The sequence below is a fragment of the Rhodanobacteraceae bacterium genome (assembly GCA_016713135.1).
GTDB lineage: Bacteria > Pseudomonadota > Gammaproteobacteria > Xanthomonadales > SZUA-5 > JADKFD01.
Genome location: JADJPR010000001.1, coordinates 393539 through 420281, shown reverse-complemented (window position 1 = coordinate 420281; position 26743 = coordinate 393539). Strand labels below are relative to the sequence as shown.

Below are 26743 nucleotides of genomic sequence, written 5' to 3'. Positions count from 1 at the left end.
CGCGCCCGCTTGCAGCCCGGCGAGTGTGCCAGCCCTTCGCGGCTCTCCCCGAAGCGCCTATCCTGTCGTGATCGGTCAGGAAGCGCATATGGCAGCCAGTCATATCTTGGTGGTGGACGACGAGCCGGACATTCGCTCGCTGGTGCAGGACATCCTGGCGGACGAGGGCTATCAGGTGGAAAGTGCCGCCGGGGCCAGCGCCGCGCGTGCGGCGCTGCGCACCCGCCGCCCTGATCTCGTGCTGCTGGACGTGTGGATGCCGGACACCGACGGCATCTCGCTGCTGCGCGAATGGAGCCAGGGCGGCCGCCCGCCGATGCCGGTGGTGATGATGAGCGGCCACGGCACCATCGAGACCGCGGTCGAAGCCACTCGCCTCGGCGCCTACGACTTCATCGAGAAGCCGATCTCGCTGGCCAAGCTGCTGCTGACCGTGGAGCGCGCGCTCGAGGCCACCCGGCTGCAGCAGGAGAACGAAGGGCTCCGGCGGCGCCTGCCGGAGCTGCAGGAGCCGATCGGCCAGAGCCGCGCGATGCAGGATCTGCGCAGCCAGATCGAACGCGCGGCGCAGACTGAGGCTTGCGTGCTGTTCGAGGGCGAGCCCGGCACCGGCAAGCAGGTGCTCGCGCGCTTCCTGCACGAGCGCTCCACCCGCCGCGACCGCCCCTTCGTGGTGGTCAGTGGCGGCGCATTGATGAAGCCGGATGCCGCGCGCGATCTGTTCGGCGTCGAAGAAGGCGGCGAGCTGCGCTACGGCCTGATCGAGCAGGCGCAGGGCGGCACGCTCTACCTCGACGAGATCGCCGCGCTCGGCAGCGAGCTGCAGACGCGCCTGGCGGCGGCGCTGGCCGAGCGCCAGTTCACCCGCGTCGGCGGCCAGGACCAGGTGCCATTGCAGGCGCGCATCGTCTCCGGCAGCAGCAAGGACCTCGCGCGCGAGGTGGCCGAAGGCCGCTTCCAGGAGGCGCTGCTGTACCAGTTGCGCGTGCTGCCGATGCGCGTGACCCCGCTGCGCGAGCGCCCGGAGGACATCCCGGAACTGGTGCGCATGCTGGCCGAGACCTTCGCCGACCGCGACCAGTTGCCCTACCGCCGCTTCACCGTCGCCGCGCAGAACCGCCTGCGCCAGTACCCCTGGCCCGGCAATGTGCGCGAGCTCTCGAATTTGGTGCAGCGATTGCTCATCCTCGGCCAAGGCGACGAGGTCGACCAGGCCGAAGTGGAAGTCGCGCTCGGCCCGCAGCGCGGCGAGCGCCCGCGCGGCGACAGCGGCCTGGCCATCGACCTCGGCCTGCCCCTGCGCGAGGCGCGCGAGCAGTTCGAACGCGAATACCTGGTGCACCAGCTCAAGCTCGCCGGCGGCAGCGTCGGCAAGCTGGCCAAGGCGGTCGGCCTGGAGCGCACCCATTTGTACCGCAAGCTGCGGGCGCTGGGCGTGGAGTTGAAGGATGGGGATTAGCACTGCGAGGGCACGGCGGCCATTCGCGAGGGCACGAGGGCACGAGGGCACGAGGGCACGTGAAGGCAGTGACGTCGCGAGGTCGCCCTCCTCGGGCTCCGCGTGGGTCAGCGCGTACGCTGCTTTGCGCCTTTTCGTGCCCTCGTGCCCTCGTGCCCTCGTGCCCTCGTCGTCGCGGAGCGGCACATGAACATCCTCATCCTCGGCGCGGGCCAGGTCGGCACCTCGGTCGCCGCGGCGCTGGCGCGCGAGAACAACGACATCACGGTGGTCGATACCGACACCGAGAAGCTGCGCGAACTGTCGGAGAAGATCGACCTCAGGGTGGTCTCGGGCTTTGCCGCGCACCCCTCGGTGCTGGCGCGCGCGGGGATCGAGGATGCCGATGTGCTGGTCGCGGTGACCTCCTCCGATGAGGTCAACATGATGGCCTGCAAGGTTGCGGCGACGCTCTACCGCACGCCGATGAAGATCGCGCGGGTGCGCTCGCTCGAATACCTGCGGCACCCCGAGCTGTTCGCCAGCGGCTCGGTGGCGATCGACCACCTGATCAGTCCCAGCCAGCGCGTCTGCGATTACATCGAGCGGCTGATCGAGTACCCCGGCTCGCTGCAGGTGCTGGATTTCGCCAATGGTCGCGCCCAGTTGGCGGCGATGCGCGCGGACCAGGACGGCGCGCTGGTGGGCCACCAGGTGCGCGATCTCGCAATGCACCTGCCGGCCGGCAGCCCGGTGCGCATCGCCGCGGTGTTCCGCCACAAGCGCGCCATCGCGGTGGACGGCGACACCGTGATCGAGCTGGGCGACGAGGTCTTCTTCCTGGCCGACAAGAAATCCATCCGCGCGATGATGGCCGAGTTCCACCGCATCGAGCGCCCGGCGCGCCGGATCATCCTGGCGGGCGGCGGCAACATCGGCCTGGACCTCGCGCGCCAGTTGGAGAGCCGCTACAGCGTCAAGGTGATCGAGCGCGGGCGCGAGCGCTCGCGCCAGATCGCCGAGTCGCTGGAAAACGCCATCGTGCTCACCGGCGACTGCGCCGACGAGGATTTGCTGCGCGAGGAGAACATCGACCAGACCGATGTGTTCTGCGCGCTGACCAACGATGATGAGGCCAACATCCTCTCGGCAATGCTGGCGAAGAAGCTCGGCGCGCACCGCGTGATCTCGCTGATCAACCGCCCCGCCTACGCGGAACTGGTCGAGAGCGGGATGATCGACACCGCGGTCTCGCCGCAGCAGATCACCCTCGGCGCGCTGCTGTCCTTCGTGCGCCAGGGCAATCTGGTGCGGGTGCATTCGCTGCGCGGCGGCACCACCGAGGCGCTGGAAGCAGTGGCGGTGGGATCCTCGGCCACCTCGCGCGTGATCGGGCGCACCATCGAGCAGATCCCGCTGCCGAAGGGCGCGGTGATCGCCGGCATCGTGCGCGGCGACCGCGTGCTCGCCGCGCACCACGACACGATCATCGAGACCGACGACCACGTGATCCTGTTCGTCACCGACAAGCGCAGCGTGCGCCAGGTGGAGTTACTGTTCCGCGCGGGGGCGCTGAGCGTGTGATCGCCGCGAGGGCACGAGGGCATGAGGGCAAGAGGGCACGTCAGAGCCGGAGCTCGCGCCGATCGGCTTTGGCGGGCCCTCGTGCCTTCGTGCCCTCGTGCCCTCGATGCAAATACGTAGGCTCCGCATGACCGCCGCCACCGGCCTCGACTACCGCGGCACCAGTGCCGCACGCCTGGCCACTGCGCTTCGCGCGATCGGCAATGTGCAATTGATCGTCGCGCTGACTCTGCTGCCGTCGATCCTGCTCGCCTGGTGGGACGGCGACGACACCGCCAAGTACTTCACCGAGGTATTCGCGCTGATGCTGGGCCTCGGCGGCGGCCTGATCCTGATGACCCGCGGCAAGCGTGCGGAACTGCGCCTGCGCGATGGCTTCCTGGTGACGACTGCGGTGTGGCTGATCTCGGCACTGCTGACGCCGCTGCCGCTGATCCTGGGCCCGCCGCACCTGGACCTCGCGGATGCTTTCTTCGAAGTCGTCTCCGGTCTGACCACTACCGGGGCCACCACCATCGTCGGCATCGATGAACTGCCGCGCAGTGTGCTGCTGTATCGCCAGTCGCTGCATTTCCTCGGCGGCATGGGCATCGTGGTGCTGGCGGTGGCGATCCTGCCGACGCTGCGCATCGGCGGCGCGCAGCTGACCAAAGGGCGAAACCAGCGGGCCGAACAAGGATTCCAAGCTGACGCCGCGCATTCGCCAGACCGCGGCGGCGCTGTGGCTGATCTATTGCGGTCTCAACGTGCTCTGCGCCTTGGCCTACTGGCTCGCCGGAATGAACTGGTTCGACGCCATCACCCATTCCTTCGCGACCATTTCCACCGGCGGCTTCGCCAACTATGACGCGAGCATTGCCGCCTTCGACAGCCCGCTGATCGAAGCCATCGCGATGGTGTTCATGATCCTCGGCGCAACCAATTTCGCGCTGCACTTCCTGGCGTGGAATCGCGGCAGCTTCACGGTTTACGGACAGGATCCGGAATTCCGCGCCTTCCTCTGGATCATCGGCATCTGCACCCTGATCGTGACCGCCGGGATTTTTTCCGCGCAGGTCTACGGCTCGCTGCTGGAACACCTGCGCCACGCGGCTTTCCACGTGATATCGATGTTCACCTCAACCGGATTCACCACCACCGGATTCGCGCACTGGCCTGGCTTCGTCCCCGCCTTCATCATCCTCATCACCTTCCTTGGCGCCTGCGCGGGCTCCACCGCCGGAGGGCTCAAGACCATCCGGGTGATGATCATCGGCCGCCTCGCCTGGCGCGAGCTGATGCGCGTGATCCATCCGCGCGGCCAGTTCGTGGTCAAGGTGGGCGACCAGGTGATCGGCGAGCCGATCCTCGCGGCGATCGCCGGCTTCGTGACGGTCTACGTGCTGTGCTACGCGCTGCTGTCGCTCGCGGTCGCCGCGACTGGCGTGGACCTGCTCACCGCGTTCTCGATCGTCGCCTCGAGCATGCATAACGTCGGTCCGGCGCTTGGCCTGGCCACGTCCACGGTGCGCGATCTCAGCGACACCGCCATCTGGCTGTGTTCGCTCGCGATGCTGCTGGGGCGCCTGGAAGTGTTCACCGTGCTGGTACTGCTGACGCCGGCCTTCTGGCGCGAGTGAGATGAGCTCGCGCACCGGGCCGATCATCCGCGCCATCGGCCACGTGCAGTTGCTGTCCGCGCTGCTGGTGCTGCCTTCGCTGGGCCTGAGCCTGTGGGACAAGGACGGCGCGGCGCTGGCCTTTCTCGAGAGTTTCCTGGTGCTGTTCGGCGTCGGCCTTCTGATGTACCTGCCGACCCGCCGCTCGCGCGCGGACCTGCGCCTGCGCGACGGCTTCCTCGTCACCAGCGCCGTGTGGGCCATCATGTCACTGGTGATGGCGTTGCCGCTGATGCTGGCGCCGCCCTACCTGGATTACTTCGACGCACTGTTCGAGGTGGTCAGCGGCCTGACCACCACCGGCTCCACGGTCATCCTGGGGCTCGACCACCTGCCGCGCAGCGTGTTGCTTTACCGCGCGATGCTGCAGTTCTACGGGGGTCTGGGAATCGTGGTGCTTGCGGTGGCGGTGCTGCCTTCCCTGCGGGTCGGCGGCATGCAACTGACCAAGGGCGAGATCACCGGCCCGGTCAAGGACACCAAGCTGACCCCGCGCATCCGCGAGACCGCGGCGGCGCTGTGGACCATCTACCTCGGCCTGAACATCGCCTGCATCCTCGCCTACTGGGCCTGCGGCATGAGCTTTTTCGACGCCGTCTGCCACGGCTTCACCACCGTGGCGACCAGCGGCTTCGCCAATTACGACGCCAGCCTGGGCTACTTCGACAACCCGGTGATCGAGGTGGTCGCGATCATCTTCATGTTGCTGGGCAGCGCCAGTTTTGCGCTGCACTACGTGGCCTGGCGCCGCGGCAGCGCCAGCGTGTATGCCGCCGACGGCGAATTCCGCCTGATGATCCGCATCGCCGTCGTACTGTCACTGGTCGTGGCCCTCGAACTCCTGCTGCGCGGGGTTTACTCCAGCAGCGGCGAGACCCTGCGCCACGCGGCCTTCCAGGTCGTCTCCGGCCTGACCACCACCGGCTACACCACCAGCGGATTCGCCCACTGGCCGGGCATGGCGCCGGCGCTGGTGGTATTGGCCGCCTTCATTGGCGGCTGCGCCGGATCCACCGCCGGCGGCATCAAGCTGGTGCGGGTGCAGATCGTCGCCCGCCTCGCGCTGCGCGAACTGATGAAACTGGTCCATCCGCACGGGCGCTTCCCGGTCAAACTCAACCACAGCATCGTCCCCGACGAAATGATCAACACCGTCGCCGCGTTCGTCACCGTGTTCTTCGTCAGCCTGATCGTGTCCGGACTGGCGATCGCAGCAACCGGTGTCGACCTGTTCACCGCCTTCGCCGCCGCCGCCTCCTGCATCACCAACCTCGGCCCCGGCCTCGGCGGCGTCGCCATGCACTTCCAGGACATGAACGACGCCGCCCTGGTGATCTCCTCGCTGACCATGCTCATCGGCCGCCTGGAAGTGTTCACCGTGCTGGTGCTGCTGACGCCGGCGCTGTGGCGCGAGTGAAGGGAGAGCAGTCAAAAGTAAAATGTGAAAAGTGAAAGGTGAGAAGCCGGGCGGCGGCTCTTCTTTTCACTTTTCACTTTTCACTTTTCACTTTTCACTTTTCACCCACGCACAAACTTCCCCTGCAAGGACCCGCCCCATGTACACCCTCTACTATGCCCCCGGTGCAGCCAGCCTGGTCGTCCACTGGCTGCTGATCGAAATCGGCGCGCCGCATGAACTGGTCAAGCTGGACCTGGCCGCGAAGGAGCAGAAATCCGCCGAGTACCTGAAGCTCAACCCGGCCGGCGTGGTGCCTACGCTGATCGTCGATGGTTCCCCGGTGATCGAGTGCGCGGCGCTGACGCTGCTGCTGGCCGAGCGCCACCCGGAGGCGGGCCTGGAGCCCGCGCGCGGCACGCGCGAGCGCGCCGCCTACCTGCAGTGGGCGGTCACGCTTGCGAATACCCTGCAGCCCGCGTTCCGCCTGTGGTGGTACCCCGCCGAGGGCGCCGGCGAAGGCCACGAGGACGCCACCCAGGCGCTCGCCGGCGCGCGCATCGCCGCGGTGTTCGACCGCCTCGACGCGCACCTCGCCGCGAACGGCCCGTACATCTGCGGCGAAAAGATCAGCGCCGTCGATTTCTACGCGACCATGCTGATGCGCTGGTCGCGCAACATGCCCAAACCCGGTCACACCTGGCCGGCACTCGGCGAATACGCCGCACGCATGAAGGCAAGGCCGAGCTTCACGACCCTGTATGAGCGCGAAGGGCTGAGCGAGTGGGCGTGAACCGGACTTCGCGGCCGACACCAAGCCCATTTCGGCCGCAGAGCGACCCGCGAGGAACACTGCTGGGTGCTGCGTCTTTCAGCGATCTGTTTCTGGTAGCCCGCGGAGAGGATCGCGGCTGAAGCCGCTCCCACAGGCCTGCAGCAACCCGGATCGACGAGTAAATCCGACAAAGCTTGCTTGGAACTGCGATAGCCCGCTTGCCATGCCGAGCTTGCTCGGCACCGGATGCCATCAAGCCAGGATTCCCCGCGCGAGCATCACCCGCACCAATGCCGCGCTGGCCTGCGCGGTGACCTGGTCGGCGTCGCCGCTGGCGTCGACCAGGCGCGCGTAGGGCTCGTCGGCGAAGCTGCGGTAGACCTCGCGGCAGTGCTGCAGGGTAGCGATGGCCTCGAAGGCATTCGGTCGGTCGCCGCGCGCGCCGATGCGTGCGAGGCCGACGTCGACCGGCAGGTCGAGGATCAGCAAAAGGTCCGGCGGCGGCGCGAAGGCTTCGTTGTCGGCGCGGATTTGCTCGGCCGACAGACCCGGGCCGGCCTGGTAGGCGATGCTGCTGAAGTAGTAGCGGTCGAGCAGCACCACAGCTCCGCGGGCGAGCGCCGGCAGCACCAGGGTGTCGAGGTGTTCGCGGCGGTCGAGCAGCAGCAGCTGGTGCTCCTCGTGGCGGCTCAGCCGACCGCTGGCCGCGCTGTCGCGCAGGCGCTTGCCGTACTGGCCGTAGGTCGGCTCGCGGCTGGCCACGCATTCAAACCCGAGCGCCTGCGCCAGCAGTTGCAGGCGCCGGATCTGGGTGGACTTGCCGGCACCGTCGATGCCTTCGAGCACGACCAGCAGGCCGCGGTGGGAGTCGGTCATGGCTTTCATCGGGATCGTGATCGCGCGGATTCTACGGCCTCGGTCCCCGCCACCCGCACGTGGGCTGCAGGCGGCGGTCGGAGCCCGCTCCGGACGGCCGCCCCTCACCCGTCGCCTGCGGCGCCACCCTCTCCCCGCGCGCGGGGAGAGGGAACCATCGTCGCGACTCCCGCGTCCCGACTCCCGTGCTCCGTGCCGTGCCCCGTGCCCCGTGCCCCGTGCCCCGTGCCCCGGCTGCTACGCCACCGGCGTCGCCTTGTCCAACTCCTCGATCTCGCGCGTCAGCGCTTCGGGGCTGCGGGTGAAGCCGGCCAGCAGCTTGTAGAAGGCCGGCACGACGAACAGGGTCAGCAGGGTCGCCAGCGACACGCCGGCGACGATGACGAGGCCGATGGTGAAGCGGCTGTTGGAACCGGCGCCGGTAGCGAGCGCCAGCGGCAGCGCGCCGATCGCGGTGGCGATGGATGTCATCAGGATCGGGCGCAGGCGCAGCACCGAGGCCTCGATCACCGCCTCGCGCACGCTGCGCCCGTGGTCGCGCAACTGGTTGGCGAATTCGACGATCAGGATGCCGTTCTTGGTGGCGATGCCGATCAGGATCACGATGCCGACCTGGCTGTAGAGGTTGAGCGTGGCGCCGAGGCCAGTGCCGCCGAACAGCGGCGCCAACTGGCCCCAGCCGAACAGCGCCAGCAGCGCGCCGAGCACCGCGAGCGGCACGGTCAGCATGATCACGAAGGGGTGCACGAAGCTCTCGAACTGCGCCGCGAGCACCAGGAACACCACCAGCATGGCCATCGCGAAGGTCAGCAGCACGGTGGTGCCGGCGGTGCGGTAGTCGCGCGATTCGCCGCGGTAGTCGATCTGCGCGGTCGGCGGCAGCTCCTCGCGCGCGATCTGCTCGAGGTCGGCCAATGCCTGACCCAGCGAGTAGCCTGGCGCCAGGCGCGCCTGGATCGTGATCGAGCGGATCCGGTTGAAGCGGTCGAGTTCGCCGGAGTCGGCGATCTCGCGCAGGGTCACCACGTTGCCCAGCGGGATCAGCTCGCCGCTGCGGTCCGAACGCACATAGAGGTTGGTGAGGTCAGCCGGGTCCGAGCGGTCCTCGCGACTGGCCTGGAGCATCACGTCGTACTCCTCGCCGTCGCGCTCGAAAGTGGTCACGCGGCGCGAGCCGAGCATGGTCTCCAGGGTGCTGCCGATTTCCTGCACCGAGACGCCAAGATCGGCGGCGCGCTGGCGGTCGACCACCACGCGCAACTGCGGGCGGGTTTCCTTGTAGTCGCTGTCCACACCGATCAGCCCCGGCAACTGCTCGGCACGGCGCAGCACCTTGTCCTGCCACTGCGCCAGGGTGGCGTAATCCGGCCCGCCGATGACGAACTGCACCGGCTGGTTGCCGCCACCGCCGCGCGCCAGCCCGGTGCGCATGGTCACCTGCGCGCGCACGCCGGGAATCTCGTCCATCTTCGCCTGCAACCGGCGCTGGATCTCGAAGGCCGGCGGGCGCTCGCCCCAGGGCGCCAGGAACAGGATCGCCATCGCCGTATGCATGTCCTCGCTGGTGGCGCCGCCCATGCCGCGCGGCGCGCGCACCAGCACGCGCGAGGCCACGCCCTCGTCGATCAGCTGCATCAGCGGCGCCTCGATCTTGAGCGCCTGCTCGACGGTGTAGTCGAAGCCCGCCCCCTCGGGTCCGTTCACCGTGATGAAGAAATTGCCCTGGTCCTCGGGCGGCGTGAGTTCCTTCGGAATCGCGGTGTACAGCCAGGCGCTGGCGGCCACTGCGCCCAGCACCAACGCGCCGAGCAGCCCGGAGCGGCCGACGCTGCCTTCGAGCATCCGCCGGTAGCCGGCCTCGATGCCGCGGAAGCGGTTGTCCACCCACAGCGCCAGGCCACGGTGGCCGTCGCTCTTGACCAGCAGCTTGCTGCACAGCATCGCCGACAGCGACAGCGCGACGAAGGAGGACACCGCCACCGAAGTGGACAGTGCCACGCCGAGTTCGCGGAAGAGCACGCCGAGGTTGCCCTTCAGGAAGGCGATCGGCAGGAACACCGCGATCAGCACCGCGGTGGTCGCGATCACCGCGAAGGCCACCTGGCGCGTGCCGCGCTGCGCCGCAATCAGCGGTGGCTCGCCGAGGTCGACGCGTCTCTGGCAGTTCTCCAGCACCACGATGGCGTCGTCGACCACCAGGCCGATGCACAGCACCAGCGCCAGCAGCGTGATCAAATTGATCGAGAAGTCGAAGGCATACAGGCCGATGAAGGTGGCCACCACGCACACCGGGATGGTCACCGCCGGAATCAGTGCCGCGCGCCAGCTGCCGAGGAAGAGGTAGATCACGCCAATCACCAGCGCGACGGTGATGGTCAACGTGAACCAGACCTCGTGGATCGAGCGGTCGATGAACACCGAGGAATCGAAGGCCGTGACCAGCTGCATCCCGGCCGGCAGGTTGCCCTGGATCCGCTCGGCCTCGGCGCGCACCGCCTGGGCCACGGTCACGGTGTTCGCGGTGGACTGCTTGACGATGCCGAGGCCCACCTGCTGCTTGCCGTTGCCGCGGAACAGGTTGCGCCGGTCCATCGAGCCGAGTTCGACCTTGGCGACCTCGCCGAGGCGCACGATATGACCGTCGCGGCCCTTGGCCATCGGCAACTGGGCGAACTGTTCCGGGCTGCGGTAGCTGCGGTTGATGCGCACGCTGAAATCGCGCTGCGCCGCCTCGACCACACCGGCCGGCAGTTCGACGTTCTCGCGCCGCAGCGCGGCAGCCACATCGGTCACCGTCAGCCCGCGCGCGGCGAGCGCCTCGCGATCCAGCCAGACGCGCATCGCGTAGCGCTGGCGCCCGCCGACGATCACGCTGGCGACGCCCGGCATGGTCGACAGGCGGTCGACCAGGTAGCGCTCGGCGTAGTCCGAGAGCTGCATCGCGTCCATCCGGTCGGATGCGAAATTGAGCCACAGGATCGGCTGCGCGTCGGCGTCGATCTTGGCAACCTGCGGCGGATCGATCTCCTGCGGCAGATTGCCGAGCACGCGGCTGACCGCGTCGCGCACGTCGTTGGTGGCGGCCTCCAGGTCACGCCCGAGCACGAACTGCACGGTGACCGAGGAGCGCCCGTTGTCTGACGAGGACTGGATGGTCTCGATGCCCTCGATGCCGCTGATCGCGTCCTCGACGATCTGGGTGATGCGCGACTCGACGATCGAAGCCGCCGCGCCGCGGTAAGTGGTGCTGACCGAAACCACCGGCGGATCCACGTCCGGCAGCTCGCGCAGCGGCAAGTTGAGGAAGGCGGCGATGCCGCAGACGATCAGCAGCAGGCTGGAGACGATGGCCAGCACCGGCCGGCGGATCGAGAGGTCGGACAGCACCATGGCCTCAGCCCTCCGTCGGCGCGACGATGTTCACCGCGATGCCATCACGCATGCGCACCAGGCCATCGGTGACCACCCGATCGCCCGCGGCCAGGCCCTCGACGATCTCGACCTCGCCGGTGCGGCGCGAGCCGATGCGCACCTCGATCTCGTGCGCGATGTTCTGCGCGTCGACGCGGTAGACGAACATGCGCTCGCGCAGCGCCGACAGCGAGACCTCCGGCACCGACAGCGAGTTGCGCGGGCGGTTGATCACTTCCACGCTCATCAGCATGCCGGGCTTGAGCAGACGCTCCGGGTTCGGGATCTGGGCGCGCACCACGATGGCGCGGGTCAGCGGATCCACGCGCGAATCGAGCGAGGTGACCACGCCCTTGAACACCTGCCCGGGGTAGGCGGCGCTCTTCGCGTCGATCGCCTGACCCGGCGCGAGGGCGGCGAGGAAGGTCTCGGGCACCGAGAAATCGAGTTTGATGGTGGTGATGTCGTCCAGCGTGGTGATCACCGTGCCGGGTTGCACCAGGGTGCCCGGGCTGACCGTGCGGAAGCCGAGCACGCCGGCGAAGGGCGCGGTCACCACGCGGTCGGACAGGCGCACGCGGATGGCTTCCATGCGGGCCCGCGCAGAGTCGCGCGCCGCCAGCTGCTGGTCCACCTGCGACTGGGTGACCGTTCCCTGCTTGACCAGCCCGCGCAGGCGTTCGTACTGCTTTTCCGCCTCGGAGTAGGCCGCCTGGGCTTCCTTGAGCTGCGCCACCTCGGTGCGATCGGTCATCTCGACCAGCACGGCGCCGGCCTCGACCTGCTGGCCGTCACTGAAATTCACGCGGGCAACGGTCTCGGCGGTCTTCGCCGTCAGCGTCACCGATTCGTTGGCGCGCGCGGTACCCAGCGCCTGGATGCGGTCGACCCACTCCGACGCCGCGACGGTGTGGACCAGCACCGGCTGCGGTTTCTGCGCCTGCGCGCCTGCAGGGGCCTGTGGTTGCCCGCCGCACGCCGCCAGCAGGGCCAGCATCCCGATCGCGCCCGACCACCCCACAAAATGCTTCGCCATTGCGTCCATGCCCGCCCGTCTTCACGTCCGTGAAAGAGGGCGCGAGTGTAGCCGCGGCAAGCGTGAAGGGGGTGCAAGCGGATTCGCTTCGGCGCGCGCGGGAGGCGGGTGGGCGCGGCGCGCGGCGCTGCCGCGGACCACTGAACGATTCCGGTTGTGGGTTGTGGGTTCTGGGTTGTGGGCGGCGAGAGCCGGCGGCCGGGCAGCCATCGGCGAAGTCGTCGACCTGACCTTGGACCGCGGCGCGCAGCTTCGCTGCCCACAACTCAGAACCCACAACCCACAACCGACGCGAGCAATTTGTTGGCGAGGATTCTGCGAACTGCCAGCCCGCTCGATCGGCACGCACCCGACCGGCGGCGGCGCAGCCCGCGGGCTGCTGCCAGCCGTCGATCGATGTCCGGTTCTGGCCCGGGGGATCCGGGCTGGGGTGACCGCTTCGGGCCTGGGTCAGGCGCGGTGTTCCCAGAGGAAGGTCAGGCGATCTTTCGCCCTGAGTTTTTCTTTCTTCAGCGTGTGCAGCGTCATGTCATCCATCGGACGCACGCCGAGTTCCGCATCGAGCACCTGTTTGTCGAGATCCTTGTGGCGGTGGTACAGGCGCTTGAACTCGTCGCTGCGTTCGATCATTGCCTGAACATCGTCGGGGTTCTGGTTTTCGAACATCTCCAACCCTCCTCCTGCGTGATGAAACATGGAACGGAATGCGCGCACGGCCGCGCGCCGCGGGTGCGGTGCGTGTGAGCCGTCGGGGAGTGCGGACCGATGCTCGTCGGGTGCGCGCGGGCGGCCTTCGTTGCGAAGGAATCCACCTGCTGTCGCGCGTTGCATCGGACCATGAAGCCCTCGGATTGCCGTGGGGCGCAGGGCCACATTACTCCCGTTGCCGGGGCAGGGCAAGCCGCAGCCGTGATGGCTGTCAAGGCCCCGTGATCCGCGTCCGACGGCGCTCTCGGGGCGCGACTGCTAAGATCGCGGCCAACTTTCCGCGGCACTTCCCATGTCCGATTCCACGCCCCGCTGGCCGACTCCGCTGCTGCGCCTGCTCGATGGCGCACTGAACCGCCTGTTGTCGCTCGACAGCTCCGCTGCGGGCGCCATCGCCGCGTTGGAGGGCCGCAAGGTGGCGCTGCAGCTCAAGCCCTGGCCGGCGCCGATGCAGATCGCGGTGAGCGGCGGGCGGTTGGTGGCCAGCGATGCGCAGGCGCCGGACCTGTCGATCAGCGCCACGCCCGGCGCGCTGCTGGCGCTGGCGGCCGAGCGCGGTGGCTTCGAGCTGCCGGCCGGGCGCATCGACATCTCCGGCGACGCCGACCTGGCGCGCCGGGTGCAGAAACTGGTCGGCCAGCTGGACCCGGACTGGGACCGTCCCTTCGCGCAATTCTTCGGCGAAGTCGCCGGCCACCAGATCGCCAAGGGCCTGCGAGGCGCGCTCGCCTGGGGCCGCGCAACGGCCAGGGCGATGGTGCAGAACAGCGCCGAATACCTGCGCGAGGAATCGCGCGACCTGGTCGCGCCGGGCGAGATGGCGGACTTCGTCGACGATGTGGACCGCACGCGCGACGACGTGGAACGCCTGGAGGCGCGCATCGAGCGCCTGGCACGGGTGAAGCGATGAGGCACGAGGGCACGCGGGCGAAGGCGGTGGAGGGCACGAGGGCGAAGGCTTTGGAGGGCACGAGGGCACGAGGGCACGAGGGCACGCGAAAGCGCGCCCGAGGAATGCCGTTGGCCACCCGCAGGTCCGGCACGATCGCGTCGCGAGCACCCGCCTTCACGTGCCCTCGTGCCCTCGTGCCCTCGTGCCCTCCAGACCATTTCGCGGCAATGGCGGCATCGCCATGAAGCTCTCCGCCTTCCGCCGTCTGCTGCGCATCAGCCGCGTGCTGGTGCGTTATCGTCTGGACGAGGTGACGCCGGCGGCGCGCCTGTTCCGTCCGCTGTCCTGGGTGCGCGTGTTCACCGGGGTTGCACCGGGCGCGGCGCAGATGGGGCGCGGCGAACGCCTGCGCCGCGCGCTGGAGGAACTCGGGCCGATCTTCGTCAAGTTCGGCCAGATCCTGTCGACCCGGCGGGACCTGTTGCCGCCGGATGTCGCCGACGAACTGGAGAAGCTGCAGGACCGCGTGGCGCCCTTCCCGGGTGCGCAGGCACGGGCGCTGATCGAATCCGAACTGGGCGCGCCGATCGCCACCCACTACGCCAGTTTCGACGAAACCCCGCTGGCCTCCGCCTCGATCGCACAAGTGCATGCGGCGACCCTGCACGACGGCCGCGAAGTGGTGATCAAGGTGCTGCGCCCGGAGATCGGCAAGCGCATCGACGAGGACCTGGCGCTGCTGCGCGCGGTCGCGGGCATTGCCGAGAAGCGCCTGACCCACGCCGAGCGGATCCGCCCGAAGGACGTGGTCGCCGAGATCGAGCGCACCCTGCGGCTGGAGCTGGACCTGATGCGCGAGGCAGCCAATGGCAGCCTGCTGCGGCGCAACTGGCTGGGCTCGCCGGAGATGTACGTGCCGGAGATGATCTGGTCGCTGACGCGCACGCGCATGATCACGATGGAGCGGGTTTACGGCATCGCGCTGAATGACCTCGACGCGCTGCGCGCGGCGGGCGTCGACTTCGAGAAGCTCGCCGAACGCGCGGTGCGCCTGTTCTACACCATGGTGTTCCGCGACAACTTCTTCCACGCCGATCTGCATCCCGGCAATGTGCTGATCTCGCGCGAGCACCCGGCCGACCCGCAGTTCATCGCGCTCGACTTCGGCATCATGGGTACGCTGCCGCCGGCGGACCAGCGCTACCTCGCCGAAAACTTCATGGCGATGTTCACCCAGAACTACCGGCGGATCGCAGAGCTGCACCTGGAAGCCGGCTGGATGCCCGCGCACATCCGCATCGACGACCTCGAAGGCGCGGTGCGCGGGGTTTGCGAGCCCTACTTCACCCGCCCGTTGTCCGAGATCTCGCTCGGAGAGGTGCTGCTGAAGATCTTCGCGGTGGCGCAGACCTACCAGCTGACCATCCAGCCGCAGCTGATCCTGCTGCAGAAGACCCTGCTGAACATCGAGGGACTGGCGCGCAACCTGTTCCCGAAGCTGGACCTGTGGGCGGTGGCCAAGCCGGTGCTGGCCGGGATCATGGCGCAGAAATACGGCTTCAACGCCGCCGCGCGCGAAGTGCGCGAGCGGCTGCCTGGCTGGATCCAGAACGCGCCGGAGATCCCGCGCCTGCTGCACGAATACCTCAAGCAGTCGGTCGCCGGCGAGCACCAGCTGCGCATGCGCTCTCCGGATATCCAGCGCCTGATCACGGTGACCCGCCAGGGCCAGCGTCAGACCGTGCTGGCGATCCTCGGCAGCGGGTTGATGATCGTCGCCGGCATCCTGTTCGCCTTCGAGGCCGGCGGCCCCAGGGTGCTCGGCGTGCCTGGCGCTGCGGGCCTGGCGGCGCTCGGCGCCGTATGGGCCTTCCTCGCCGCCTGGCCGCGCCGGGTGGGCAAGTAGCCGGCCGGCGCTCGCTGGTGGCTCGAGATCAGCCCCCGCTCTTCCACGAGTCGACGTACCCACCCCACTCGATGGTCTCCGCGACCTCGCTGACCACCAGCTCGTCGCGGGTGTCGATCATCACCGCATACTCGTCGGTGGCGTCCTTGGTCTGCTTGAACGCGCGGGTCAGCGCCTTCGGGTGCGGGCCGTGGGTGAAGCCGCAGGGGTGCAGGGTGATCATCCCGGGGTGGATGTTGTCGCGGCTGAAGAACTCGCCGCGGTGGTAGAAGATCACTTCGTCGTAATCGTCGTTGTTGTGGAAGAACGGGATCTTCAGCGCACCGGGATCGGTCTCGAAGGGGCGCGGGACGAAGGTGCAGACGACGAATCGATTCGCCACGAAGGTGGTGTGGGCACTCGGCGGCAGGTGGTAGCGGTGGCTCATCAGCGGACGGATGTCCTTGACGTTGATGCGCACCGGGAACAAATCGCCGTGCCAGCCGACGGCATCCAGCGGATTGAAGGGGAAGGTCATCGTGGTCAGCGCATTGCGGCGCTTGATCACCACGCGCCACTCGCCCTGCACCTGGCGCTTGAACAGGTTGTCGATCGAGGGCGCGTCCAGCATCGCCTGGTCGAAGATCGCGTGCGGGCCGACCAGTCCCTTGTCGGGCAGCATGTAGCTGGAATTGGTGGCTTCGATCAGCAACAGGTCGAGCGGGCTGGTCACTTCCAGGCGCCAGGTGGTCGAACGCGGCAGCACGATGTAGTCGCCGGCCTCGATGGCCAGGTGGCCGTAGTCGCAGAACAGGTGACCGGAGCCGTTGTGCACGAACAACAGTTCGTCGCCGTCCGCGTTGCGCACCAGGTGGTCCATCGACGACTCGCAGCGCCAGGCGCGCAAGCGGCAGTGGGCGTTGTGCATCAACTCATGCGCGCGCCAGGGCGAGTTGCCGTGGCCGGGAAACTTCGTGGTGTCGAAGGCGCGCGGGCGCAGCGGACCCTCGAAGCTGGTCCACGCCGTCGGCGGGTGCGCGTGGTACATGTGGCAGGCCGGGCCAAAGAAGCCCTCCTTGCCCATCTCGCGCTCGTAGGTGCCCTCGGGCAGGTCGCAATGCGCCTGGCGCGAGGCCTTGCCTTCAATGCGGGAAACGCCAATCCATTTTTTCGACATGTTCTGTGACCTCCGAATGGCGAATTGGGAGGGCACGAGGGCATGAGGGCACGAGGGCACGTCAAAGCGACTCGGTGCGAGCTTCGACTTCTACGTGCCCTCGTGCCCTCGTGCCCTCGTGCCCTCGTGCAGACTCACAGCACGCCGCGGCGCATCTGGTCGCGCTCGATGGACTCGAACAGCGCGGTGAAGTTGCCTTCGCCGAAGCCCTCGTTGCCCTTGCGCTGGATGATCTCGAAGAAGATCGGGCCGATATTGGTTTCGGTGAAGATCTGCAGCAGCAGCTTCTTCTTGGTCTCAGGGTCGGCGTCGATCAGGATGCGGTTCTTGGCCATCCGCGCCAAGTCCTCGCCGTGGTTCGGGATGCGCTGGTCGATCACGTCATAGTAGGTGTCCGGCGTGTGCAGGAAGCTCACGCCCTGCCCGCGCATCGCCTCCACCGTGGCGTAGATGTCGTCGGTGAAGCAGGCGATGTGCTGGATGCCCTCGCCGTGGTACTGGTCGAGGTACTCGTTGATCTGCGACTTGGGATCGCTGGACTCGTTCAGCGGGATGCGCACGATGCCGTCCGGCGCGGTCATCGCCTTCGATACCAGTCCGGTCTTGGCGCCCTTGATGTCGAAGTAACGGATCTCGCGGAAGTTGAACAGGCGCTCGTAGTAGCCGGCCCACTTCTCCATGTTGCCGAAATAGAGGTTGTGGGTCAGGTGATCGATGAAGGTCAGGCCGAAGCCGCGCGGATAGTGCTCGATGCCGTCGAAATAGACGAAGTCGGCGGCATAGGGATCGCTGCCGTCGGTGACCAGGTAGAGCATGCAGTCACCGATGCCCTTGATCACCGGCGCGTCCACCGCGCGGGTCTCGGGCTTGTGCACGAAGGCTTCGGCGCCGCGCGCGACCACCTCGCCGAACACTTCCGATCCGTCGCGCACGCGGATCGCGAAGCCGCAGGCGCACGGACCGTGCTGCGCGGCGAAATCGGCGGCGAAGGAACCCGGCTCCTCGTTGACCAGGAAATTCACCCCGCCCTGGCGGTACAGGGTGATCGCACGGCCACGATGCTTCGCGACGGCGGTGAAGCCCATCGAGCGGAACAGTGCGTGCAGCAGCGCAGCATCCGGCGCTGCGAACTCGACGAATTCGAAACCGTGGATACCCAGCGGATTGGGCATGCCGGTGGGCGTGGCGGCGGGCTGCACAGTGGCGTTCATGCGATCCTCGAAAGTGCGTGCTGCACTGCAGATTGCGGGATGGGAGCGCACATTATAGTTTCAATTGAAACTTTTGCATCTGGCGGTGCAGCAGAAGAGCGGCAAAGGGTGAAAAGTGAAAAGTGAAAGGCGCGCAACCTGGCGGGCCGATCTTCTTTCACTTTTCACCTTTCACTTTTCACTCCCTTCCGGCAGGCACGATGGCTACCAAGGGCTTCACGACTTCCCCGCCCACCCTCGACCTCGAACGCTTCCTGCCCTATCGGCTGTCGGTGCTGTCCAACACCATCAGCGAGGCGCTGGCGACGCTCTACGGGGAGCGCTTCAACCTCAGCGTCACCCAGTGGCGGGTGATCGCGGTGCTCGGGCGCTATCCGGATCTGTCGGCGGTGGAAGTCGCCGAGCGCACGCGGATGGACAAGGTGGCGGTGAGCCGGGCGGTGGCGGAGCTGATCGACTCCGGTCGCCTGGACCGCGAGGTGGATCGCCTGGACCGGCGCCGCTCCGTACTCAACCTGAGCGCCGCCGGGCGCCGCGCCTACGAGGAGATCGCGCCGCTCGCGCTCGCCTGCGAGGCGCGCCTGCTGTCGGCCCTCAGCGCCCGCGAGCGCGAGGCACTCGAAGGCATCCTGGACAAGCTGACCACCGCAGGCGTGGGGCTGCTGCTGACGGGTAAGGATCTGGGGATGCGGGGAAGCTGACAGCCGGTTGTGGGTTGTGAGTTGTGGGTTGTGGGCAACAAGGTCAAGAGCGCGCGGGTGCGACGGTCGCGCTCGCTGCCCACAACCCAGAACCCACAACCCAGAACCCGCTTCACTTCACTCCATGCATCAGCCGGTTGACCAGCGGCGCGCCGAACAGCAGCACGGCGCCGAGACCGAAGCCGGCGTATGCGATCAGGGTGTAGGTGGCGGCGTACTGGGTCAGGCCGACGCTGCCATCGCCGCTGACCGCCACCGCGGCCACGTGGCCGGCGGTGGAGTTGCCGATCGCGGTGCACATGAACCAGGCGCCCATCGCCATGCCGACATCCTTGGGCGCGGCCAGTTTGGTCACCATCGACAACCCGATCGGCGACAGGCACAACTCGCCCATGGTGTTGATCAGGTAAGCGAAGGCCAGCACCTCCCACGGCAGCTTGCCATCGGCGCCGACCAGGTTGCCGATGCCCCAGACCAGTGTCGTGAAGCCCGCCGCCACCAGGATCAGCGCGAGGGCGAACTTGCGCGGGATCGACGGATTCAGCCCGCGCGCTTCCAGCCGCGGCCAGGCCCAGGCGAACACCGGCCCGAGCAGCAGGATGAACAGCGGGTTGAAGGACTGGAAGGCGGAGAAGTCGAAGGGCGCGTTGACGTGGTCCTTGGCGAAGAAGTTCAGCGAGGAGCCGGCCTGCTCGAACATGCCCCAGAACACGATCTTGGCAAGGAACAGCAGCAGCATCGCGATGTAGCGATCCAGTTGCACCCGGTCTCCGCTCTTCACGCCGCTGGCGATGAAATAGACCGTGAGCAGCACGAACAGGCCCATCAGGATGAAGCTGACCATCTTCGCCTGGCTCAGCATCAGATAGACCACCGGCACCGCCGCGGCGCAGCCCAGCGCCACCTTGAGCAGGCGGTTCAGGTTCTCCGCCGGCTGCAAAGCAGCGCCGATATGGCCGAGCCAGCCGCTCAGCCAGTGGAACACCACCAGGCCGAGGATCATGCCCAGGCCCGCGGCGCAGAAACCCCATTTCAGGCCAAAGTACTTGCCGATGAGCGATCCGCAGATCAGCGGCGCAATCATCGCGCCGGCGTTGATGCCCATGTAGAAGATGGTGAAACCGGAATCACGGCGCGCGTCGTCCGGCGCGTACAGCTGGCCGACCATCGCCGAGATGTTCGGCTTGAACAGCCCGTTGCCGACCACAATCACCGACAGCCCGATCAGGAACCAGTGCAGTTCCGGGATCAGCAGCAGGAACAGGCCGAGCGCCATCAGCCCGCCGCCGAGCAGGATCGACGGGCGGTAGCCGAGGTAGCGGTCGGCGACGAAGCCGCCGAACAGGCCGGTGGCGTAGATCAGCGCGGTGTAGGCGCCGTAGGTCAGGCTCGCCTGCGCCTTGGCCTCGCCCTCCGGCAACAGGCTGAAGAAGGTGGTGGCGACATACACCGCCAGCAGCGCGCGCATGCCGTAATAGGCGAAGCGCTCCCAGAACTCGGCGCCGAACAGCATCCACAGCGGGCGCGGATGGCCGATGAACTCGCCGGGCGGAGGTGGGATGAAGCCGGCATTGTTGGAGCTGACGGTCGAGCTCATCCTTGACGCTCCGATAATGGCGAGTGTTGGTGTTGGTTGCTGGTGTTGGACAACGGCTGGCGGGGTGTCGGAGCGAAGCGCTCCAACACCCGCACCAGCAACCCACACCGTCTTACTTCACGCCATGCATCAGCCGGTTGATCAGCGGCGCGGCGAGGAAGAAGGCCACCGCGATGACGATGCCGATCAGGAACAGCTGGTTGAACACGCTGGCGTACTGCAGCAGCGAGCCCGCGGCCTGGTCGTGCGCGCCGCCGCCGGAGGCGATTGCGGCGATTCGGCCGGCCACGAAGTTGGCCATCGCGATCGACAGGAACCAGCCGCCCATGGCCAGGCCGGTTTCCTGCGGGCGCGCCAGCTTGGTGACCATGGCGAGGCCGATCGGCGACAGGCACAGCTCGCCCATCGTGTGGATGAGGTAGGTCAGTGTCAGCCAGATCCAGGAAATGCGGCCATCGGCTTCGGCCATGTTGTTGATCGCAAAGACCAGTACATAGAAGCCGAGCGCCGCGCCGGCCAGACCGTAGGCGAACTTGCGCGGGATCGACGGGTTCAGGTCCTTGCCATCCAGCGCCGGCCACATCGCGGCGAACAGTGGCGCCAGCAGGATGATGAAGATCGGGTTGACCGACTGGAACACTTCGAAGGTCGGCGTCCAGCCGAAGATCGACACGTCCGGCATGCGCACATAGTCCTGCGCCAGGAAGTTCAGCGAGGAACCCGCCTGCTCGAAAAGCGCCCAGAACAGGATGTTGGCGAGGAACAGGATCAGCATCGCGATGTAGCGGTGCAACTGCTCCTTCGACCCGCTCTGGATGCCGCTCCAGATGAAGTAGCCCACCAGGCCGAGCATCATCGCGATCAGCAGCACGCCGAGCACATCGCTCTTGGACAGCAGGAAGAACACCGGGATCACCAGCAGCGCCGCGCCGATGACCACCTGGAGCATCGTCTTCGGGCCGTTGCGATCCTTCGGCGCAGTGCCGATGTGGCCCAGCCAGTGCTTGACCACCTGGAACACGATCAGACCGATGATCATGCCCATGCCGGCGGCGAAGAAGCCCCAGCGGTAACCGTACTTCTGGCCGATCATCGAGGCGCAAATGAACGGCGCCACCAGCGCACCGGCATTGATGCCCATGTAGAAGATGGTGAAGCCCGGAGTCGCGGCGCGCGTCGCCGGGTTTGTACAGCTTGCCGACCATGGTCGAGATGTTCGGCTTGAACAGGCCGTTGCCGACGATCAGCACGGCCAGGCCGATCAGGAAGGAATTGAGGTCCGGCGCCATCAACAGGACCATGCCGATCGCCATCAGCACCCCGCCGAGCATGATCGAGCGCTGGTAGCCGAGCATGCGGTCGGCGACGTAGCCGCCGAGGATGCCGGTCATGTAGACCAGCGAGGTGAAGCCGCCGTAGGTCAGGCTGGCCTCGGCCCGCGCGCCGTCGCCCAGGTGGGCGAAGAAGGCCGCGGCGACATGCACCGCGAGCATCGCGCGCATGCCGTAGTACATGAAGCGTTCCCAGAACTCGGTACCGAACAGATTCCACAGCGCGTTCGGGTGACCGAGGAATTCGCCCGGCGGTGGTGGCGTCCAGTCGTGGTTGTCTTTTCCACTCATCGCGAATCTCCAGGGTGAAGGGTTGGTGCGAGCGCACGGGCGCCCGCAACGAGCCGCGAACATCTAGCGGTTCGTTTGTCCTGCGTCAAATGTTGTGCGTGTTGCGGCGCAATAGCGGCCTTCGCGATCGGACCGCGCCATCGCACAGGGGCCCTACCGAATCGATGATCAGGTCGCGATGTTGCGGTAGCCGTCGCAGGCCAGCCAGGCGAGTTCGCAGCGACCGGACGACCGAAGCCAGGCGACCGCCGAGAGCAGCAACGGGTCCTCCAGGTCTGCCGGCGTCAGGCGTCGCTGCGCAGCCCCCTCGGCAAGGTGAAGGAAGCAGGCGCGCCCGGGGGTGTCCGCGTAGCTGCGCGCAACCAGCGTCCGCCCGCGGTCGCTGAAGTGGAACAACTCGAAATCGTAGCGATAGCGGGGCACGCCTTGTTGATCGGGCGGCCCCTGGTCGACTACGCCCTGGCGGCGCACCCGCACGGAGCGCGCCTTCAGCCCCGAATCGCCCCGACGACCCATTCGACAAAACCGTCCACCGGCTTCATCTCGTTCGCGCTGGCGCGGCGCGAGCGGTACTCGTACTGCCCGGCTTCCAGGCCGCGGTCGGAGACCACCACGCGGTGCGGGATGCCGATCAGTTCCTGGTCGGCGAACATCGCGCCCGGGCGCACGCCCTTGCGGTCGTCGAGCAGCACGTCGAGGCCGGCGGCAGTGAGTTCGGCGTAGAGCTTCTCGGCCGCCTCGCGCACGCGCTCGCTGCGGTCCATGCCGAGCGGCAGCACGGCGATGTGGAAGGGCGCGATGGCTTCCGGCCAGATGATGCCGCTGGCGTCGTGGTTCTGTTCAATCGCCGCGGCGACGATGCGGCTGACGCCGATCCCGTAGCAGCCCATGTACATGGTGCGCGCCTTGCCGTTCTCGTCGAGCACCTGCGCGCCCATCGCCTCGGCGTACTTCTGGCCGAGCTGGAACACATGGCCGACCTCGATACCCCGCGCGATCGACCAGGTGCCGGCACCGTTCGGAGCCGCTTCGCCCTCGACCACATTGCGCACGTCCGCCACCACGTCCGGCTCGGGCAGGTCGCGGCCCCAGTTGACGCCGCGGGTGTGGAAGCCCGCCTGGTTGGCGCCGACCACGAAATCGCTCATCGCCGCGACGGTGCGGTCGGCGACCACGGTGATCGCCTTGGCCGGCGCGACCGGGCCGATGAAGCCCGGCACCGAGCCCAGGTGTTCCACGATCTCGGCCTCCGTTGCCAGACGGAAATCGGCCAGGCCGGCGACCTTCTGCAGCTTGATCTCGTTGACCATGTGGTCGCCGCGCACCAGCACCAGCACGAAGCCCTGTTCGCCCACCACGGCGAAGGACTTGACCGTGCGCGCCAGCGGCAGGCCGAGCAGCTCGGCCACTTCTTCGCAGGTCTTCTGGGTCGGCGTGGCGACCTTCTCCAGCGCCTCGGCCGGCGCGGCGCGCGGCGCGGCGGGCGCGGCGGCCTCGGCCAGTTCCACATTCGCCGCGTAGTTACCCTCGCTGGTGAAGGCGATCGCGTCCTCGCCCGAATCCGCCAGCACATGGAATTCGTGCGACCCGCTGCCGCCGATTGCGCCGGTGTCGGCCGCCACCGCGCGGAACTTCAGGCCCAGGCGGGTGAAGATCCGGGTGTAGGCGTCGTACATGTTCTGGTACTCGCGCTGCATGCACTCGGTGTCCAGATGGAAGGAGTAGGCGTCCTTCATCAGGAACTCGCGCGCGCGCATCACGCCGAAGCGCGGGCGGATCTCGTCACGGAACTTGGTCTGGATCTGGTAGAAGTTGATCGGCAGCTGCTTGTAGCTGCGCAACTCGTTGCGCGCGAAGTCGGTGATCACTTCCTCGTGCGTGGGGCCGTAGCAGAACTCGCCGTCCTTGCGGTCCTTGATCTTCAGCAGCTGGCCGCCGAACTTGGCCCAGCGCTCGGTCTCTTCCCACAGCTCGCGCGGCTGGATCGACGGCATCAGCAGTTCCAGCGCACCGGCGCGGTTCATCTCCTCGCGCACGATCGCCTCCACCTTGCGCAGCGCGCGCAGGCCGAGCGGCGTCCAGGTGTAGATGCCGGCCGCCAGTTTGCGGATCATGCCGGCGCGCAGCATCAGTTGCTGGCTGACGACATCAGCGTCGGCCGGCGTTTCCTTGACCGTGCTGAGATGGAAGTTCGAGATGCGCATGAGCGTCTGCCCCGGGAGCAAAGCGCGCGATTCTAGCGCGCCGGGCGCACCTGCCACGATGCCCGCGCACAGGCGGGAGTGAAGCCCATGGGCAGCTGCAGCTTCGGCGGCCGTTGGATCAGCGATGAGGCGGCGATCCTGATCGGCGCCGCAGCCCTGGCGCTGGTACTGGCGCCGGTGATCGTCGGCATGATCGTGGGCTGGAGCACGCGACGCGAACAGGCTCGGCGCTGGCGCCGGGCCCTCCTCGGCGGGGCCTGGGTGCTCGGCGCCTACCTTGCGCTCGGCGGGCTCTGGTTCACCCAGCAGTACCTGAAGCAGCAGCGTGCGATGCAGGCGGCGCGCGCGATGCAGGCGAGCATCGACCCGCTCTACGGCGTCCAGCCCGGCGGTTGGGGCGCGGCGCTGGCGGGACTCGACCTGGCGCGGCACGACCGGCCCGCGCGCACCGCGATCGCCTACGAGACCGTGAACCTGCTGCGCACGGCGCCGCCGCCCAACGCCGACGACTGGCTCGCGATCGCCCGCTTCGCCGATGAACTGCGCGCGGAGAGCCCTGGAATTGCCGGCCAGATCGACGGCATCGCCGCTTTTGCCCGCCATGGTGCCAACGACTTCGACGCGGCATTGGCCGATTGCCGCGACGACCTCTACTGCGCGCGGGAACTGGAGTCACTGCTGGCCGTTCACGACCAGGCGCTGGTGGCTACCGCGGCGAAGGCCGAGGCGACGCTGCGCGCAAAGCCGCTCGACGCGGCCACCCGCGCGGCCTTCGAGCGCGAACTCGAGCGCCGTCGTAGGGCGCCCCATGGCAGCGACCAGGTCAACGTGGAACTGGCATTTGATCGCGCCGCGCCGGGCCAGCTGGCGCACGCGCTGGAGGCCTGCGGCGTGGTCCTGCCGGCGTCGCAGCCGCTGTCAGGCGGGGCGCTCGCGTGCCCGTCGCGGCTGTTCGAAGCGCTCGACGAACACGGCGTGGCCCGCCTGTGCGCGGACTCGCCGCTGGACGACGCCGACCGGGCGACGCTCGATCGCCTGCGGGTGGCGCTGGATGACTCCCGGCCGGCAGCGCGCCTGGCGGCGCAGCTGGACCGACTGGCGGCGGATTGTGCCGCGGGGCGCGAGCGGTGAGCCGCGCTGGCCAGCGTGTCCTTGCCTGGTTGCTGGCGGGCCTTGCCGTGTGCGCGCTCGGCGCCTGCGAGCAGCCGCGGGAGCCGCTGCTGCTGGTGCTGCTGCCGCCGGGATCGGAGCAGGCACGCCCGGATGTCGAACAGCGCGGCGTGCTGGAGCTGATGGCGCTGCGGCTGCGGGCCCTGCGCGGCATCGGCGTGCACGTCGATCCCGCCGGTTGCGAGCTCCGCGGTGCCAGCCACACGCTGCGCATCGTGCGCCGCCACAGCGAAGGCAGCGACATCACTGCGACCGAGCTGCGCGACTGCGCCGACTCCCGCAGCTACCAGGAGACCTTCATCCATCCGCGCAACGCGCCGCGCGACTGGTCGCACGCGGTGGCCTGGTGGGTGGCGCTGCAACTGCGGCGTCCGGCGCCGCGACCGCGCACCGGCGCGACGCTCGACGAGCGCTCGATGGCCGCCTGGCTCGCGGCGCTCGGCCATCTGCAGCAGCGCAACGGCGACAGCGTGGGACGCGCGCGCGAACTGCTGCGCGAGGTGGTAAGGGCACAGCCGGAATTCGCCGACGGCCACGCCGAACTGGCGATCACGGAACTGCTCTCCACCGAGTACGGCCTGCAGCCGCTCGAAGCCGGACTCGAGCGCGCGGCCGCCGCGGTGGATGCGGCGCTGGCGCTGGATGCCGACAACGGCATCGCCCACGCAGCGCGTGGTCTGGCGTCCATGATGCGAGGGCAATACCGGCGCGCCGAGCTGCAGTTGCTGCAGGCGCACCGGCTGGAGCCGGGGCACGACGCGATCCAGTTGTGGCTGGGCAATGCGCTGCTGTACGGCGGTCAGCCGCGCGCTGCGCAGCCCTGGCTGGAAAGCGCCGCGACGATCAACCCGGGCCTGGTGGCGGCGCGCATCAGTCTCGGCGAGGCGCATTGCCTGGCCGGCGACGAGGCGGCCTGCGACGCCTTCCTGGCGACGCCCGCGGCATCGCCGATGCAGAGCTACGTGAGCGCGCTGTTGCGCGCGCATCGGGGTGAGCACGCCGCCGTGCACGCCGCGCTGACCCGCGATCCGCCGGCGGTCGACCCGGACTGGGTGCGTGGCCTGCGCGAGGACTGCTGCCTCGCCGCCGGCCTCGATGAGTGCATGCCGGCACCGCCGCAGCCACCGGCGCGACCGCTGGAGGCCGACCTGTGGCTGCTCGATCTCGGCCTTGCCGGGGCGCTGCCGCCAGCGCGCAGCGATCCGGCGCTCGCCGACGAGCTGCGCGCAGAAATCGCGCGGCTGCGCGCGGGCAACGTGCAACTGGCGGTGCTCGACGCATTCGACGCGTGTCTGGATGCTGGCCGAGTCGACGATCCAGCACTCGCGCGACTGCTGCAATGTCCGTCGGATGCGGCGCCTGCATTGTGACTGCAGGCCGCGGTGGCGCGCAGCGGCTCTGC

Annotated in this window: 20 protein-coding genes and 1 pseudogene; 11 read left to right on the top strand and 10 right to left on the bottom strand. The window is 68.1% G+C overall.

Annotated features, from left to right (window positions below; genetic code table 11):
* The first annotated feature begins 88 nt into the window (after window positions 1-88).
* From IPK27_01530 to IPK27_01505, 6 genes are all read left to right on the top strand, one after another.
* Window positions 89-1459: a sigma-54-dependent Fis family transcriptional regulator gene (locus tag IPK27_01530; GenBank protein ID MBK8066336.1), complete on the top strand. Its 1371-nt coding sequence runs from the start codon at window positions 89-91 to the stop codon at window positions 1457-1459.
* Between the two features lie 186 nt (window positions 1460-1645).
* Window positions 1646-3022, top strand: coding sequence for a Trk system potassium transporter TrkA (trkA, locus tag IPK27_01525; protein ID MBK8066335.1), 1377 nt, complete (start codon window positions 1646-1648; stop codon window positions 3020-3022).
* A gap of 127 nt (window positions 3023-3149) precedes the next feature.
* On the top strand, window positions 3150-3869 hold the full coding sequence (locus IPK27_01520) for a hypothetical protein (GenBank protein ID MBK8066334.1): 720 nt from the start codon (window positions 3150-3152) through the stop codon (window positions 3867-3869).
* Window positions 3802-4641, top strand: coding sequence for a hypothetical protein (locus tag IPK27_01515; protein ID MBK8066333.1), 840 nt, complete (start codon window positions 3802-3804; stop codon window positions 4639-4641). The genes IPK27_01520 and IPK27_01515 overlap by 68 nt, the downstream gene beginning before the upstream one ends.
* A 1-nt stretch (window position 4642) precedes the next feature.
* Window positions 4643-6097: a potassium transporter gene (locus IPK27_01510; GenBank protein ID MBK8066332.1), complete on the top strand. Its 1455-nt coding sequence runs from the start codon at window positions 4643-4645 to the stop codon at window positions 6095-6097.
* Window positions 6098-6236: 139 nt separating this feature from the next.
* Window positions 6237-6869: a glutathione S-transferase family protein gene (locus tag IPK27_01505; protein MBK8066331.1), complete on the top strand. Its 633-nt coding sequence runs from the start codon at window positions 6237-6239 to the stop codon at window positions 6867-6869.
* 234 nt (window positions 6870-7103) lie between these two features.
* Here the strand turns inward: IPK27_01505 and IPK27_01500 are convergent, their stop codons facing one another.
* The 4 genes from IPK27_01500 to IPK27_01485 all read right to left on the bottom strand — a co-directional run bounded on the left by IPK27_01500 (window position 7104) and on the right by IPK27_01485 (window position 12840).
* Window positions 7104-7706 carry a dTMP kinase gene (locus tag IPK27_01500; GenBank protein MBK8066330.1) on the bottom strand — a complete coding sequence of 201 codons (603 nt, stop codon included), beginning with the start codon at window positions 7704-7706 and terminating at the stop codon, window positions 7104-7106.
* 258 nt (window positions 7707-7964) lie between these two features.
* Window positions 7965-11117 (bottom strand): efflux RND transporter permease subunit, encoded by a 3153-nt coding sequence (locus tag IPK27_01495; GenBank protein ID MBK8066329.1) that lies wholly within the window; start codon window positions 11115-11117, stop codon window positions 7965-7967.
* Between the two features lie 4 nt (window positions 11118-11121).
* Window positions 11122-12174: an efflux RND transporter periplasmic adaptor subunit gene (locus IPK27_01490; GenBank protein ID MBK8066328.1), complete on the bottom strand. Its 1053-nt coding sequence runs from the start codon at window positions 12172-12174 to the stop codon at window positions 11122-11124.
* Window positions 12175-12624: 450 nt separating this feature from the next.
* The gene (locus tag IPK27_01485) at window positions 12625-12840 is read right to left on the bottom strand and encodes a YdcH family protein (GenBank protein MBK8066327.1); all 216 of its coding nucleotides are present in this window, start codon (window positions 12838-12840) and stop codon (window positions 12625-12627) included.
* A 334-nt stretch (window positions 12841-13174) separates the two neighbouring features.
* On the opposite strand from IPK27_01485, the gene IPK27_01480 reads away from it, so the two are divergent.
* Together IPK27_01480 and ubiB are read left to right on the top strand one after the other, a co-directional pair.
* Window positions 13175-13792 (top strand): SCP2 sterol-binding domain-containing protein, encoded by a 618-nt coding sequence (locus IPK27_01480; protein MBK8066326.1) that lies wholly within the window; start codon window positions 13175-13177, stop codon window positions 13790-13792.
* Window positions 13793-14015: 223 nt separating this feature from the next.
* Window positions 14016-15680, top strand: a complete 1665-nt coding sequence (ubiB, locus tag IPK27_01475) for a ubiquinone biosynthesis regulatory protein kinase UbiB (GenBank protein MBK8066325.1) — start codon at window positions 14016-14018, stop codon at window positions 15678-15680.
* A gap of 28 nt (window positions 15681-15708) precedes the next feature.
* On the opposite strand, the gene IPK27_01470 is transcribed toward ubiB, so the two are convergent.
* Together IPK27_01470 and hppD are read right to left on the bottom strand one after the other, a co-directional pair.
* Window positions 15709-16836 carry a homogentisate 1,2-dioxygenase gene (locus tag IPK27_01470; GenBank protein ID MBK8066324.1) on the bottom strand — a complete coding sequence of 376 codons (1128 nt, stop codon included), beginning with the start codon at window positions 16834-16836 and terminating at the stop codon, window positions 15709-15711.
* Between the two features lie 134 nt (window positions 16837-16970).
* Window positions 16971-18047, bottom strand: coding sequence for a 4-hydroxyphenylpyruvate dioxygenase (gene hppD / locus IPK27_01465; GenBank protein MBK8066323.1), 1077 nt, complete (start codon window positions 18045-18047; stop codon window positions 16971-16973).
* 200 nt (window positions 18048-18247) lie between these two features.
* Here hppD and IPK27_01460 point away from each other — a divergent pair, with 200 nt between their 5' ends.
* Complete coding sequence (locus IPK27_01460) at window positions 18248-18748, top strand: winged helix-turn-helix transcriptional regulator (GenBank protein MBK8066322.1); 501 nt, start codon at window positions 18248-18250, stop codon at window positions 18746-18748.
* A gap of 112 nt (window positions 18749-18860) precedes the next feature.
* Here the strand turns inward: IPK27_01460 and IPK27_01455 are convergent, their stop codons facing one another.
* From IPK27_01455 to IPK27_01440, 4 genes and pseudogenes are all read right to left on the bottom strand, one after another.
* Complete coding sequence (locus IPK27_01455; protein ID MBK8066321.1) at window positions 18861-20345, bottom strand: MFS transporter; 1485 nt, start codon at window positions 20343-20345, stop codon at window positions 18861-18863.
* 112 nt (window positions 20346-20457) lie between these two features.
* Window positions 20458-21967 (bottom strand): annotated as a pseudogene (locus IPK27_01450) (MFS transporter).
* Window positions 21968-22135: 168 nt separating this feature from the next.
* A complete protein-coding gene (locus IPK27_01445; GenBank protein ID MBK8066320.1) occupies window positions 22136-22444 on the bottom strand; it encodes a hypothetical protein in 309 nt (102 codons plus the stop codon).
* An 11-nt stretch (window positions 22445-22455) separates the two neighbouring features.
* Window positions 22456-24171, bottom strand: a complete 1716-nt coding sequence (locus IPK27_01440; protein MBK8066319.1) for a proline--tRNA ligase — start codon at window positions 24169-24171, stop codon at window positions 22456-22458.
* An 87-nt stretch (window positions 24172-24258) separates the two neighbouring features.
* Between IPK27_01440 and IPK27_01435 the strand changes: the two genes are divergently transcribed.
* Both IPK27_01435 and IPK27_01430 read left to right on the top strand, forming a co-directional pair.
* A complete protein-coding gene (locus IPK27_01435) occupies window positions 24259-25302 on the top strand; it encodes a hypothetical protein (protein ID MBK8066318.1) in 1044 nt (347 codons plus the stop codon).
* Window positions 25299-26711, top strand: coding sequence for a hypothetical protein (locus IPK27_01430; GenBank protein MBK8066317.1), 1413 nt, complete (start codon window positions 25299-25301; stop codon window positions 26709-26711). Before IPK27_01435 ends, IPK27_01430 begins: the two co-directional genes overlap by 4 nt.
* The last annotated feature ends 32 nt before the right edge of the window (window positions 26712-26743 follow it).

What these genes read in the sequence shown, in the direction of transcription:
- IPK27_01530 (MBK8066336.1), top strand. Translation starts at nt 89, where the DNA reads ATGGCAGCCAGTCATATCTTGGTGGTGGACGACGAGCCGGACATTCGC.
- trkA (MBK8066335.1), top strand. Translation starts at nt 1,646, where the DNA reads ATGAACATCCTCATCCTCGGCGCGGGCCAGGTCGGCACCTCGGTCGCC.
- IPK27_01520 (MBK8066334.1), top strand. Translation starts at nt 3,150, where the DNA reads ATGACCGCCGCCACCGGCCTCGACTACCGCGGCACCAGTGCCGCACGC.
- IPK27_01515 (MBK8066333.1), top strand. Translation starts at nt 3,802, where the DNA reads ATGAACTGGTTCGACGCCATCACCCATTCCTTCGCGACCATTTCCACC.
- IPK27_01510 (MBK8066332.1), top strand. Translation starts at nt 4,643, where the DNA reads ATGAGCTCGCGCACCGGGCCGATCATCCGCGCCATCGGCCACGTGCAG.
- IPK27_01505 (MBK8066331.1), top strand. Translation starts at nt 6,237, where the DNA reads ATGTACACCCTCTACTATGCCCCCGGTGCAGCCAGCCTGGTCGTCCAC.
- IPK27_01495 (MBK8066329.1), bottom strand. Translation starts at nt 11,117, where the DNA reads ATGGTGCTGTCCGACCTCTCGATCCGCCGGCCGGTGCTGGCCATCGTC.
- IPK27_01490 (MBK8066328.1), bottom strand. Translation starts at nt 12,174, where the DNA reads ATGGCGAAGCATTTTGTGGGGTGGTCGGGCGCGATCGGGATGCTGGCC.
- IPK27_01485 (MBK8066327.1), bottom strand. Translation starts at nt 12,840, where the DNA reads ATGTTCGAAAACCAGAACCCCGACGATGTTCAGGCAATGATCGAACGC.
- IPK27_01480 (MBK8066326.1), top strand. Translation starts at nt 13,175, where the DNA reads ATGTCCGATTCCACGCCCCGCTGGCCGACTCCGCTGCTGCGCCTGCTC.
- ubiB (MBK8066325.1), top strand. Translation starts at nt 14,016, where the DNA reads ATGAAGCTCTCCGCCTTCCGCCGTCTGCTGCGCATCAGCCGCGTGCTG.
- IPK27_01470 (MBK8066324.1), bottom strand. Translation starts at nt 16,836, where the DNA reads ATGTCGAAAAAATGGATTGGCGTTTCCCGCATTGAAGGCAAGGCCTCG.
- hppD (MBK8066323.1), bottom strand. Translation starts at nt 18,047, where the DNA reads ATGAACGCCACTGTGCAGCCCGCCGCCACGCCCACCGGCATGCCCAAT.
- IPK27_01460 (MBK8066322.1), top strand. Translation starts at nt 18,248, where the DNA reads ATGGCTACCAAGGGCTTCACGACTTCCCCGCCCACCCTCGACCTCGAA.
- IPK27_01455 (MBK8066321.1), bottom strand. Translation starts at nt 20,345, where the DNA reads ATGAGCTCGACCGTCAGCTCCAACAATGCCGGCTTCATCCCACCTCCG.
- IPK27_01440 (MBK8066319.1), bottom strand. Translation starts at nt 24,171, where the DNA reads ATGCGCATCTCGAACTTCCATCTCAGCACGGTCAAGGAAACGCCGGCC.
- IPK27_01435 (MBK8066318.1), top strand. Translation starts at nt 24,259, where the DNA reads ATGGGCAGCTGCAGCTTCGGCGGCCGTTGGATCAGCGATGAGGCGGCG.